We start from the raw sequence: 12,150 nt of genomic DNA on the forward strand, positions 1-12,150 counted from the left end.
GGGAGAGGGGGCAGGGGGGTGAGGGCAAGCAGAAGTTTATCGGTGTTATTTAATTCTCATTCCTAAGCCAGTCGATACTTGAGCCAAAAAGCCAGCATGGGCAGCGCAATCCGATAGCCATGCTTGGGACCATACACCAAGCCTTTCTGCTCCAAACTGGTCAGAGCCCCCTGCAATCCCCCTCCCCGAGAGAGTTGATGCCTGCGAATATATTCACGGGAGTGGGGACTATCCGTAGGATCAAGGGCCAAACTTTCCAAAACTCGAACCTGACTGGGGGGCAGGAGAAGAATGAGGGATTCAAAGGTGACAGACAAATCTTCAACCAGTTCCAGGGCACTCTGATAAACCTGGTGAGCCTGAATCAACCCCGCACCCATGCTTTGCAGACTGTCACCCATCCGTCTATTCAAGCAGATCCGTCGGAGCAGTGCGAGAGCATCCCCGAAATGCCCCTGAACAAAGCTCAGAAATAGCTGCAGGGCCTGACCTTCTGGGTCAAAGGTCAATCCTTTGAGGGCCAGAGTAGATTCAACCCAATCCCAGAGATCCTGATCAGCCAGGGGTGCGAGAGAAAGCACCTGTAAAGTACTGTCCTGAACCCAAGATTCTGCGATCGTAGCAATCAGGGCATAGCTAACCCGGCTCTGACACTGGATTTCCTGGCGTAGATAGGCCTCCCATTTACCATGCCGATCCCAGGAACGAATGTGGGGAAAGTTCTGGAAAACCATCACAACGCGACAATCCAGTACCTCAGCCAAATGTTGGGGCAGGCTCAGCAGAATTTGGAACAGCGTCCATTCTCCACCTGCGAAGAGGTTCCAGGTCAGTTGTAGCGCCTCACCGGGGCGTTGTTCTAAACCCAGAGGCTGATGGGCAATCCACTGTTGGATGATCGTCAACTCCTGCTCTTGGCTAAATACCGTCATTAAACTTTCAGCCAGAAGGGTCAGAAAACGGATCGGATCTGTAGCCCGTAAACAATCAATTTCTAAAACTCTCGCCCCGACTTGATAGGCTGCTGCTCGAATCAGGGTTCTACGTCCAATCCCGGGAACACCAGCAATCAAGACATCCCCGTCTTCTGCCAGAATTTGGCTCAATTGCTGCAGTTCACCCTGCCGCCCGATTAAGGAGTGTGGTTCGAATGGATTTTGTGCCATTACTGCAATGTCATCTCCTGCAGGCCAGGTAATCAGATTATAGTTAACTCTAATTATTAGTGCCAGATTGCCTGGATTGGCACTATGATCAGGGATGGATCCCTTGCCATTCTTGATCCCATAAACTGGTAAGGACAAGATCTTTAGTTCCCCTGCAGGCAAATTCCCTTGCTGTGCATTCTTTCCCCGGACCTTGTGCTATGGTGCTAACCTCTTTACCCGATCCAATGACCGCATGGCAGAGTCTGGAAGCAGACAAAGCAGTTGCCCTGCTGGACAGTAACGCCCAGATGGGACTGACTTCCCAGCAAGTTGCAGAAAGACTGCAACAATATGGCCCTAACGAGCTACAGGAGACCGGTGGGCGCAGCGCGCTCTCGATTCTGATTGATCAGTTCACTAACATTATGTTGCTGATGCTGATCGCGGTGGCGATCGTGTCGGGGGTATTGGATTTTGTCGATTTACAGAAGAAGCTGGCTGATGGGGATATCCCTTTCAAAGATACGATCGCCATTTTTGCCATTGTGATTCTGAATGGCCTTCTAGGCTATGCCCAGGAAAGTAAAGCCGAGAAGGATCTGGCCGCATTGAAAAAGCTTTCTTCCCCCAAAGTCAGGGTTGTGCGGGATGGGAAACCCTTAGAATTAGCGGCCAAGGATCTGGTACCCGGTGATGTCATGCAGTTGGAGGCGGGGGTCCAGGTCCCAGCAGATGGACGACTCCTGGAAGCGGCCAACCTACAGGTGCGGGAAGCAGCCCTGACCGGTGAAGCTCAGGCGGTGGATAAGGAAACAGATATCCTACTATCCGAAGATACGCCGATCGGGGACTGTAACAATCTGGTGTTTCAGGGAACTGAAGTGGTCTATGGACGGGGCACTGTGTTAGTGACCAAGACCGCCATGCAAACTGAATTAGGCAAAATTGCCACCATGATTCAGTCTGTTGAATCGGAACCCACCCCCCTCCAGAAACGGATGGGACAACTGAGTAACGCCTTGGTCAGCGGATCGTTGATTCTGGTTGCTTTCGTCGTGGTGGGTGGGGTCATCCGTGCCGGATTTGGATCTCTGAATGCACTTCTGGAAGTCTCCCTGAGTATGGCTGTGGCGATCGTCCCGGAAGGCTTACCAGCGGTGATCACCGTCACACTAGCCCTGGGCACCCAGCGAATGGTGCGGCGGCACGCTCTGATCCGTAAATTGCCAGCCGTTGAAACCCTCGGTTCCGTCACCACAATTTGTTCAGATAAAACAGGCACCCTGACCCAGAATAAGATGGTGGTGCAGTTGGTTCGTACAGCCAGTCATTCCCTCCACGTTACCGGCGAGGGGTATGACCCCCAGGGAGATTTTGTTGCTGAAGCCGGAGCGATTACGGTAGGAGAGCAGCCGGAAGTGGGAGCTCTGCTTCTAGCCTGCGCCATCTGTAATGATGCTGTGCTGCAACAACAGGAGGGGCAATGGAAAATTCTGGGAGATCCGACAGAAGGAGCCCTGCTCACCCTGGCCGCCAAAGCTGGGTTCGAAAAAGATCAGTGGAGCAGTAAGCTTCCCCGCATCCATGAATTTCCCTTCTCCTCAGAGCGCAAGCGGATGAGTGTGATTGTGAAGGATGAAGCCAGCTCCTTAAAGACAGAGGCTGCTTTCTGCTCTGCTTCTGCAACCCATTTGGTCATGTTTACCAAGGGATCCCCAGAATTAATTCTGGAACGATGTACCCTAATCCAGGTGGGCCAGGAACCCCAACCCCTAACGGACGCTCAACGGGCTGAGATTCTGGAACAAAATAACCAAATGGCGGGGAGAGGTCTGCGGGTCTTGGGTTTTGCAGGCAAACCCCTGAGTGAAGAATCGATCAAGCTATCGGATGAGGTCGTCGAGCAGAACCTGGTCTGGATTGGCCTGGTTGGCATGCTGGATGCCCCTCGACCGGAAGTCCGCGATGCAGTCAAGCGTTGTCTGGAAGCTGGCATTCGTCCCATTATGATTACAGGTGACCACCAGTTGACAGCCCAGGCGATCGCTGAAGATCTGGGGATTGCCAAACCCGGTGATCGGGTCCTTGTAGGCCGAGATCTGGAAAAGATGAGTCCAGAGGACCTGGCTGATCAAGTTGAACGGGTGAGCGTTTACGCTAGGGTGGCCCCTGAACACAAGCTACGGATTGTGCAAACCCTCCAGCGAAAACGGCACGTCGTTGCCATGACTGGGGATGGGGTCAATGATGCACCAGCCCTGAAGCAAGCAGATATCGGTGTGGCCATGGGAATTACCGGTACCGATGTCAGCAAGGAAGCGAGCGATATGGTGCTGCTGGATGACAACTTTGCCACGATCGTGGCGGCGACCGAAGAAGGCCGAGTCGTTTACACCAATATTCGTCGGTTCATCAAATACATTCTCGGCTCCAACATTGGAGAGTTGCTGACGATCGCGGCAGCACCGATTCTTTTGCCTACCGGCGGCGGGGTTCCCCTTTCTCCCTTGCAAATTCTCTGGATGAATCTGGTAACGGATGGATTACCAGCCCTGGCCCTGGCCGTTGAACCAGCAGAACCCAATGTCATGCAACGGCCCCCCTATGATCCGCAGGAGAGTATCTTTGCACGCGGGTTAGGGTCTTACATGATTCGAGTTGGGGTCATTTTTTCCATTCTCTCGATCGCCCTGATGCTCTGGTCCTTTGAATATACCCATACAACTGGGACGGAACCTGATCGCTGGAAAACGATGGTTTTTACAACCCTGTGTTTGGCGCAAATGGGGCATGCTCTGGCCATCCGTTCCAATACCCGGTTGACGATCGAATTGAATCCTATTTCCAATCCCTTTGTGCTGGCTGCCGTAGCCTTAACAACTCTGTTGCAATTAGCTCTAATTTACATCGCCCCCCTACGGAGCTTCTTCGGCACCCATTATCTCTCTCCCACTGAATTGCTGGTTTGTCTGGGCTTCAGTGCCTTAATGTTTATCTGGATTGAAGCAGAGAAAATTTTCATTCGCATCTATAAGGCAATTCGCCCCTAGGTCTGTCCACCGCTGTTTTGTCCAGGTATGTTTTTGAAAACTCTCCACCTGCGTCAGTTTCGCAATTACCTGGATCAGCATGTTTACCTGAAAGCTCCAAAAACCATTCTGGTGGGGGATAATGCCCAGGGTAAATCCAATCTGCTGGAAGCTGTAGGGTTACTCTCTTCGCTACGATCGCACCGAACCAGCCGGGATCGAGACCTGATTTGGGAAGGGGCATCGATTGGACAGATCACAGCTTTACTGGAGCGAGACAGTGGGCCTGTCGAACTAGCCCTGACGCTCCGCCAGAGCGGTCGTCGAACGGTGGGCCTGAATGGGGAAACCCTGCGCCGCCATCTGGATTTCCTGGGCGTCTTGAACACAGTTCAATTCTCCAGTCTGGACCTGGATCTAGTGCGCGGTGGCCCAGAACATCGCCGTCACTGGATGGATGCCCTGCTGATTCAACTGGAACCAGTCTATTCCCACCTGCTGCAGCAGTATAACCAAGTTCTGAAGCAGCGCAATGCCCTACTGAAAGAAAAGCAGAAGTCAGCCCTAAGAGGGCAATCAGGGGAAACCCACTCCTCCGATTCCACCCTGATCTCGCCCATCTCAGAACTGGCTTTGTGGGATGCCCAACTAGCTGCATCCGGGTCTCGCCTGATCCGCCGTCGGGCCCGGATGATTGAACGGCTGGCTCCTCTGGCTCAGACCTGGCATCAGGCCATCAGCAACCGGATCGAGCAGCTAGAGGTCCAATATGCCCCCAATGTTCAGGTGTGTGCTGGAGACGCGCCCGACTGGCTGAAATCGGGAGCAGATCCTGGTTCCGATCGTTCAGACAGTCCAGAAGCCGTTCAGCAAGCGTTCTTAGATAAAATCCAGGCCAGGGCCTTAGCTGAACATCACCAGGGCACCAGTCTGGTTGGCCCCCATCGAGATGAAGTAGAGCTAATCATCAATGGCACCCCCGCGCGCCATTACGGTTCCCAGGGACAGCAAAGAACCCTGGTGCTTGCTTTGAAGCTGGCGGAACTAAAGCTGATTGAAGAAGTTATTGGGGAGGCCCCCCTCTTGCTCCTGGATGATGTGTTGGCAGAACTCGATTTACATCGCCAGAATCAGTTACTAGAAGCGATTCAAGAGCGATTTCAAACCTTGATTACAACCACCCATCTGGGAGCCTTTGATGCCCAGTGGTTGAAATCCGCTCAAATCCTGACCGTCCAGGCTGGCCTCATTGCCCCTCACTGAACCTCACCGACCTGGGCGGGGGGGCTTCTGCTTCGCCACCGTTAACATGGGCATCTGGGGTCGGGACGATTGAGCCGGGAGATAGCGCTGAGAAACGGGTTCCGGAAGCTGGGTCCGACTCCGCTGCATCAGCCACCAGCGAAGCATAACCGCCACACCGACTGTTCCAATTCCCACTGTGGCTAGGGACCAGCTACTATCTAACCCACCGATGGCGACATCCACCGCACCCGCTATCAAGATAAAGCTCGAAATGGGTTCCTTCCTGTAGGCTAACTTCAAGAACCGGGGCCAAACAACATTCATGAGCATTTGCCGCCACAACTTGGTCTAAACGATTGGTCTAAACGATTGGTCTAAACGATTGGTCTAAACGATCGACATTGAGATTCTATGCCATAGATACCCCAAATCATACCCTTCCAAACCTGGGTCACTCTTGATGCAATAGGCGCTGATGAAACGACCTCTCCTCTCCCATTGTACTTAACCGATTCAGGTTGCCTGCTCCAGTAGCGTGACAAACCTAAAATGCTGGTTTCGCTTTGCAGGAAGCCAGTCCCTGCCAACCCCAATGGAGGAAACCGTGCGTCCCCCGCAACTCCTCCGTAAAAAAGGCAACCACCTCAGAGGCAAGTGGCATCGAAAATTAATCAGCTCAATCGTAATCGATAGCCCTACTCTAGAGCGCTAGACAACAGAAACGCTGTGAGATCAATCATAAATTTTGAGAAGTGATCGTTCTGGGCTCCCCCAGAACGATAAAAGCCCTACTGTAAACCCAACCAGGCCAGAATCCCGGTACCTGTGACATATTCGATCACCAGGATCACCGTTATGCCAACCATAGCGGCGCGACCATTCAGACGCTCAGCGTACTCATTAAAACCAAATTTGGGATCTTCTAACTTGGGAGCGACAGAAGGTTGGGGCTGCGTCATTTTAGTTACAATTCTTTACTTCGCTTTCCATTGTAGGCAAGCTTGCCCCCCCGTCAAGCTAAAAAACCAATCAAAATGAAGGAAAGGGGCGATCGTTGATGAGGTCATTCATGGAAATTGGTGTTCCAAAGGAAACAAAAGATCAGGAATTCCGGGTGGGCTTGAGTCCAGTCAGTGTCCGGGCCTTGTGTGACAATGGCCACTCGGTTTATGTGGAGCAGCAAGCCGGTATGGGCTCCGGCTTTACCGACGCAGACTACAGACAGGCTGGGGCGATCATCGTGGCCCAGCCCTCGGCAGCCTGGGATCGGGAACTAGTCATAAAGGTCAAAGAACCCTTGCCGTCAGAATATGACCTGCTGCAAAAAGGGCAATTGCTGTTTACTTACCTGCATCTGGCTGCCGATCGCCCCCTGGCCGAGCAGTTAATTCGCACCGGGGTGAGCGCCATTGCCTATGAAAGTGTTGAGTTGCCCGATCGCAGGCTTCCGTTGCTGACCCCAATGAGCATCATCGCTGGACGCCTGTCGGTGCAATTTGGGGCCAGATTCCTGGAGCGGCAACAGGGAGGCCGAGGGGTTCTACTAGGTGGAATTCCTGGAGTCCGCCCCGGCCATGTGGTGATTCTGGGTGGGGGGATTGTGGGGACAGAGGCTGCCCGCATGGCGATCGGCCTGGGAGCTCAGGTGACTATTTTTGACATCAATGTGGAGCGATTGGCCTACCTGGAAACCCTCTTTGATTCCCGGGTGACCCTGCTCTACAGTAGCGCCCGGGACATTGAAGCGATGGTGCCCCAGGCGGATCTGCTGATTGGGGCAGTGCTCGTTCCGGGGCGTCGATCGCCGGTCCTGGTTTCCCGGTCACTGGTACAGCAGATGCACCCCGGTTCCGTAATCGTGGACGTAGCTGTAGACCAAGGGGGATGCATTGAGACGGTGCATCCGACATCCCACACCACTCCCACCTATGTCGAGGCAGGAGTGGTTCACTATGGGGTGCCAAACATGCCCGGTGCCGTTCCTTGGACTGCCACCCAGGCCCTTAATAACAGCACTCTGCCCTATGTGCTCAAACTGGCGAACTATGGGGCAGAGGCTTTGAAACTAGATAGCGGATTGGCCAAAGGTTTAAACGTACACAATCACCAGTTGGTGCATCCCGTTATACAGGAAGTGTTTCCCGATCTGGTGCCTTGAGATCCTGGCAATATTGCTCATAGACCCCATCCAGGAATTGCCAGAGGGCATCCGCTGCTTGACCCGCTACCTGCAGCACTTCAGCCTGTTTTTCAGGGGAATCCGCGTGTTGCTCAATCAACTGCATTTCGGCATCAGCATGCCAAACATCTGCTGTCTGATGAACGGTAAAGAATTCATAGGCAGCGGGGTCTTGCATGCCGTAGAACTGTTGCAAACCACTGATCTTGGTGGCGGCGATTTCGGGAATCTGAGATTCATAGACATACAGTGCTGCCAGCCCCGCATAGAAAGGAGACTCAATACAGAGCCGCCGGAAGGTGTTAACCAGGTTTTCTGTGGTGGGCAGGGGGGCCGTTTCAGTTAGTTCACGGTCCGTTGCTCCCAGGGCAGTGGCAAAAGTTTGCCAGAGGGCCGGATGGTTACGAGGCCCCTGCTCTTCACTAACCAAGTTCTCCAGAATTTCCTGACGAACCGCGATCGACCCACCAAAGTGGGGCGTATTAAAGTGAACACCACTGACATAGGTCGGAAAAGCCAGGACATTTTGGAAGTACTGGACAGCATATTGCCGCAACTGGTCTTGGGTCAACTTACCTTCTGTCCAGGCGACATAAAACGGGTGGGTCAGCAGATGTTTGTTGTGGATCAGCTCGTTCAGTTGAGCCCGTAAGGTCATATCCCCTCTCCTGAAGAAAATGGAGTAATTTTCGCCATCATATAGCAAATCTTATTTGAATGCGGTGGCTGGGAAGTCGCCCTGTCATCGCCTGAACAGATGGGTGAACAAGCTCGATCGACCGCGCTTCAAAACTGATCTTTCAGCCCTCGCAAGCGGGCAAAAGTTTGAATGGGATCGGAACTCTGGACAGCCGCCTGAAGGACCGGGTGATCCCAACGCAGGAAAGGGTTGGTTCGCTTCTCCAGACTCAGCCAGCAAGGTATCGTCGGCTGGGCATGGGATCGGGCATTTTGCACCGACTCATAGTAGCGTTGCAGGTCTGAATTTTCTCGATCGACGGTTAAGGCAAACTGGAGGTTCTTCAGCGTGTACTCATGGGCACACCAGACCCGGGTGTGATCAGGCAGGCCCCGCAACTTTGTCAGTGAATCCACCATTTGAGCCGGTGTTCCTTCGAATAAACGCCCACAACTTCCAGAAAACAGCGTGTCTCCGCAGAAAAGCTCTCCCTGGTCATGGGCAGCAACCGGAGGAAAGTAATAGGCAATATGGGCATAGGTATGACCGGGCACAAAGAGAATCGTGCCCAGTCGATCGGCAAAGGTGACCCGATCTCCATCTTCCAGGAATACCTGCTGGCCTGGAATCCGGCCTCGATCCCTGGCTCCTCCATAAACCACAGCCTGGGGAAAGTGCTGCAGGAGGTGGGTATTCCCGCCCACATGATCGGAGTGATGGTGGGTATTGAAGATTGCAATCAAATCAGCCTGCAGAAAACTCAGGTAACGCAAAACCGGTTCAGCATCAGATGGATCAACCACCGCAGCCAGATGGTTTTGGGGATCATGCAGGAGAAAAATATAATTATCCGATCGAGCTGGAAGAGAATGAATTTGCATAGCACCGTTAATTCAGTAGGATAGGACGTGAGGGAGCACATCCTGGGAGTCAGGCAATGGCAAAAGCAGCAAGAGACAGAGCCGAGCCGGATATCAGATATATCTTAGATTGGACCCTCAACTCCGGGCAGTTGAAGCGGCAGCATCATATTCGACTGACGTTAGAAATGCTTTCTGGAAAAGGGATTACTGAAATCGATCGTCGCCAGATCAATCGTATTTTCGACTATATTCAAACAGGCCGAATTAAGTTAGTAGACTAAGCCCTAGGCCATCACAAAACAGGAAATCCTTGTCGTGACACAGACCCCATCCACCATCCTGGTTACGGGAGGAGCAGGATATATTGGCTCTCACGCCGTTCTGGCCCTACAGCAGGCTGGTTATTCGGTAATCATCCTCGATAATCTGGTCTATGGACATCGTGACTTGGTAGAAACGGTGTTGCAGGTAGAGTTGATTGTGGGGGACACGACCGATCGAACCCTGCTGGATCACCTGTTTGCCCAACAGGATATTGCGGCTGTCATGCATTTCGCAGGCTATGCCTATGTGGGTGAGTCTGTCCAGAATCCCGGCAAATACTATCGTAACAATGTGGTTGGAACCCTGACCCTGCTGGAGGCCATGGCCGCAGCTTCAATTCAGAACTTTGTCTTTTCCTCCACCTGTGCCACCTATGGCATGCCCAAAACAGTTCCGATTCCAGAAGCGCATCCCCAGTCTCCGATCAATCCCTATGGGGCCAGTAAGCTGATGGTGGAGCACATTCTAGCCGACTTTGAGGTAGCCCATGGGTTGAGATCGGTCTGTTTCCGCTACTTCAATGCCGCAGGGGCCGATCCGGCAGGGCGTCTGGGAGAGGATCACAATCCTGAAACCCATTTGATTCCCCTGGTCCTACTGACCGCACTGGGGCAACGAGACTGCATTTCCATCTTTGGGACCGACTATCCTACCCCTGATGGTACCTGCATTCGAGACTATATCCATGTCGCCGATCTGGCTGCGGCCCATGTGGCGGGACTGGAATACCTGATGCAGGGTGGCCGGAGCGAAGCCTTTAATTTAGGGAATGGCAGTGGGTTTTCAGTCAGAGAGGTGATTGAGGCAGCGCAAGAGATTACCGGGCAGCCCATCTCTGTGGTGGAACAAGATCGCCGTCCAGGTGATCCGCCTGTTTTGGTCGGCAGCAGTGACAAGGCCCGTCAAATTCTCCACTGGCAGCCCCAATATAGCGATCTCAACACCATCCTGAAGCATGCCTGGCAATGGCATCAGTTAAGGCACAACCATGGATAAGGTCATATGGAAAAAGGCTGGACGGTAAAAGCAAGTATTTCTCTCGCGACCTTGCTGGCTTTCACGATCGGACTGGCCGTTCTCCTAAGAGTTTTAAATCTGGGTAGCCGAGAATTCTGGTACGACGAGGTGCTCTCCCTGGCCCTGTCCACCAGTCAGAGATCCCTCTACGAAACCCCCGGTGACCTCCCTGTTGCTCTGGCTGATCTGGTACCTGCCTTGCAACTGCCGGTTGAATTAAGCTTTGGGGATGGGATTCAGTCCCTCCGGAGACTCCTCCTCAGCCTCACAGGGGGAGAACCCCATCCCCCCCTATTTTTCCTGGCCCAGCATGTCTGGTTGCGGGGCTTCGGTGCCGGAGAAGCTGCCATGCGGAGTCTCAATACCCTACTCAGTTTGGCCGCGATCGCCAGCACCTATGGATTGGGGCGGCTCCTGCTGGGGCATCTGGGGGGATTAACCCTGGCCGCCCTACTCAGCGTTAATCCCTTTTTTTTATTTCATTCCCTGAACGTCCGCATGTATGCGCCACTGGTTCTCTGGGCTACCCTCAGTGCCTGGGCCATGCTGCATTTGACGGGCTGGGCTACCCCTGCGCCCCCCACTTCAGAGGCGGCTGCCCCATCCATCTGGCAGCGTCGTGCCCCTTGGTTCTGGAGCCTAATCTTAATCGCTTCCATCGCAGCAGGGCTGATGACGTTCTATCTATTTTTTTACTGGATTATCACCCTGGCCGCGATCGCCCTGTTTCTGGATCGACGACGCTGGTGGCAGCATGGGTTGCGGTTGACGATCGGCTTCTTGCTCACCACTCCCTGGCTGCTGTGGGGTTTCACCAAGCAGTTGCGGAATGCAGACCTGAAACGCTTCAACACTGCGCTGGGTCCGATCGCCACCACCCTCCGCCATCTGCAAGATGTGCTGCAAACCCTGGGCAATCACTTAGTGATCGGAGATTGGGCCACCAGTCTGCCTCCTGTCATAGGAATAGTGGATGGCATCGGGGTTCTGCTGCTGTTATTGACCTGTCTCCCCCAACTACGCCTTCAGGAACAGCGGCGCTTGGTGGGGGTGGCGCTGATGCTGGGTCTTCTTCCCATGGCCCTGGCCTTAGGCGTGGATATCCTCACAGGCAAATTTACAGTCGGGTTCGGTTGGGGTCGCAGTTTGATTTTTATCCTCCCTGGTTGTCTACTACTGCTGATGCTGGCAGTCAGGCAACTCCCACCTCGCTGGAATAATCTGGCCCTCACCGGCCTGCTCTTAATTTATCTGAGTAGCAACATCGCCGACTATAGCCTGAGAAGTCGCCAAATCTTTCATGGCATGGCCGCAATGATCCAGCCACCGGCTCCGACGCTGATTGTCATGAACTCCAAAGCTTGGGGCCATGTCCTGCGGCTGGCCTATTACCTGCCCAGCAGTCCAGCTAGTTTTTTGCTGGCCCAAAGATCCTCCGATCTGGCCTCCAGCCTGCAGCAAGTCCTGGCTGCTAACCCCCGCAAGTACGATCGGGTGCTCTGGTTAGACAGTGCTGCTCCGATCTGGTCTCCTCCCAGCACGGAGGATGAACGATCGACAGTGGCAGCGGTGTTAGCCCGCAGCTTTAAGTTAATTCAGGCCAGGGAGCTGACTGGCACGATGGAGATTGACCAATTTACGGCCCAACTGTATCAACGTCGCTGAT

Annotated in this window: 11 protein-coding genes; 6 read left to right on the forward strand and 5 right to left on the reverse strand. The window is 53.5% G+C overall.

Annotated elements, in window-relative coordinates; all coding sequences use genetic code 11:
• Positions 1-62: 62 nt before the first annotated feature.
• Positions 63-1,166, reverse strand: a complete 1,104-nt coding sequence (locus BST81_RS01385) for an ATP-binding protein (protein ID WP_075596857.1) — start codon at positions 1,164-1,166, stop codon at positions 63-65.
• A 200-nt stretch (positions 1,167-1,366) separates the two neighbouring features.
• Here BST81_RS01385 and BST81_RS01390 point away from each other — a divergent pair, with 200 nt between their 5' ends.
• Positions 1,367-4,198, forward strand: coding sequence for a cation-translocating P-type ATPase (locus BST81_RS01390; protein WP_075596757.1), 2,832 nt, complete (start codon positions 1,367-1,369; stop codon positions 4,196-4,198).
• Positions 4,199-4,225: 27 nt separating this feature from the next.
• Positions 4,226-5,440: a DNA replication/repair protein RecF gene (recF, locus tag BST81_RS01395; RefSeq protein WP_075596758.1), complete on the forward strand. Its 1,215-nt coding sequence runs from the start codon at positions 4,226-4,228 to the stop codon at positions 5,438-5,440.
• Positions 5,441-5,443: 3 nt separating this feature from the next.
• Here recF and BST81_RS01400 read toward each other — a convergent pair whose 3' ends face one another.
• Both BST81_RS01400 and BST81_RS27280 read right to left on the reverse strand, forming a co-directional pair.
• Entirely contained in the window at positions 5,444-5,746 is a 303-nt protein-coding gene (locus BST81_RS01400; RefSeq protein WP_075596759.1) for a hypothetical protein, read from the reverse strand.
• A 464-nt stretch (positions 5,747-6,210) separates the two neighbouring features.
• On the reverse strand, positions 6,211-6,381 hold the full coding sequence (locus tag BST81_RS27280) for a chlorophyll a/b-binding protein (RefSeq protein WP_143780179.1): 171 nt from the start codon (positions 6,379-6,381) through the stop codon (positions 6,211-6,213).
• A gap of 110 nt (positions 6,382-6,491) precedes the next feature.
• Here BST81_RS27280 and ald point away from each other — a divergent pair, with 110 nt between their 5' ends.
• Positions 6,492-7,580: an alanine dehydrogenase gene (gene ald / locus BST81_RS01405; protein WP_075596760.1), complete on the forward strand. Its 1,089-nt coding sequence runs from the start codon at positions 6,492-6,494 to the stop codon at positions 7,578-7,580.
• Here ald and BST81_RS01410 read toward each other — a convergent pair.
• Positions 7,546-8,259: a CADD family putative folate metabolism protein gene (locus BST81_RS01410; RefSeq protein ID WP_075596761.1), complete on the reverse strand. Its 714-nt coding sequence runs from the start codon at positions 8,257-8,259 to the stop codon at positions 7,546-7,548. The genes ald and BST81_RS01410 overlap by 35 nt on opposite strands.
• 128 nt (positions 8,260-8,387) lie before the next feature.
• The gene (gloB, locus tag BST81_RS01415; RefSeq protein WP_075596762.1) at positions 8,388-9,161 is read right to left on the reverse strand and encodes a hydroxyacylglutathione hydrolase; all 774 of its coding nucleotides are present in this window, start codon (positions 9,159-9,161) and stop codon (positions 8,388-8,390) included.
• A 56-nt stretch (positions 9,162-9,217) separates the two neighbouring features.
• Between gloB and BST81_RS01420 the strand changes: the two genes are divergently transcribed.
• Genes BST81_RS01420 through BST81_RS01430 form a run of 3 tightly spaced genes read left to right on the forward strand, consistent with a single transcriptional unit; the run spans position 9,218 to position 12,149 of the window.
• Positions 9,218-9,424, forward strand: coding sequence for a hypothetical protein (locus BST81_RS01420; protein WP_075596763.1), 207 nt, complete (start codon positions 9,218-9,220; stop codon positions 9,422-9,424).
• A 34-nt stretch (positions 9,425-9,458) separates the two neighbouring features.
• Positions 9,459-10,463: a UDP-glucose 4-epimerase GalE gene (galE, locus tag BST81_RS01425; RefSeq protein ID WP_075596764.1), complete on the forward strand. Its 1,005-nt coding sequence runs from the start codon at positions 9,459-9,461 to the stop codon at positions 10,461-10,463.
• A gap of 6 nt (positions 10,464-10,469) precedes the next feature.
• Positions 10,470-12,149 (forward strand): glycosyltransferase family 39 protein, encoded by a 1,680-nt coding sequence (locus BST81_RS01430; protein ID WP_075596765.1) that lies wholly within the window; start codon positions 10,470-10,472, stop codon positions 12,147-12,149.
• Position 12,150: the final 1 nt, after the last annotated feature.

Source organism: Leptolyngbya sp. 'hensonii' (assembly GCF_001939115.1).
Classification (GTDB): domain Bacteria; phylum Cyanobacteriota; class Cyanobacteriia.

What these genes read in the sequence shown, in the direction of transcription:
- BST81_RS01385 (WP_075596857.1), bottom strand. Translation starts at nt 1,166, where the DNA reads ATGGCACAAAATCCATTCGAACCACACTCCTTAATCGGGCGGCAGGGT.
- BST81_RS01390 (WP_075596757.1), top strand. Translation starts at nt 1,367, where the DNA reads ATGGTGCTAACCTCTTTACCCGATCCAATGACCGCATGGCAGAGTCTG.
- recF (WP_075596758.1), top strand. Translation starts at nt 4,226, where the DNA reads ATGTTTTTGAAAACTCTCCACCTGCGTCAGTTTCGCAATTACCTGGAT.
- BST81_RS01400 (WP_075596759.1), bottom strand. Translation starts at nt 5,746, where the DNA reads ATGAATGTTGTTTGGCCCCGGTTCTTGAAGTTAGCCTACAGGAAGGAA.
- BST81_RS27280 (WP_143780179.1), bottom strand. Translation starts at nt 6,381, where the DNA reads ATGACGCAGCCCCAACCTTCTGTCGCTCCCAAGTTAGAAGATCCCAAA.
- ald (WP_075596760.1), top strand. Translation starts at nt 6,492, where the DNA reads ATGGAAATTGGTGTTCCAAAGGAAACAAAAGATCAGGAATTCCGGGTG.
- BST81_RS01410 (WP_075596761.1), bottom strand. Translation starts at nt 8,259, where the DNA reads ATGACCTTACGGGCTCAACTGAACGAGCTGATCCACAACAAACATCTG.
- gloB (WP_075596762.1), bottom strand. Translation starts at nt 9,161, where the DNA reads ATGCAAATTCATTCTCTTCCAGCTCGATCGGATAATTATATTTTTCTC.
- BST81_RS01420 (WP_075596763.1), top strand. Translation starts at nt 9,218, where the DNA reads ATGGCAAAAGCAGCAAGAGACAGAGCCGAGCCGGATATCAGATATATC.
- BST81_RS01430 (WP_075596765.1), top strand. Translation starts at nt 10,470, where the DNA reads ATGGAAAAAGGCTGGACGGTAAAAGCAAGTATTTCTCTCGCGACCTTG.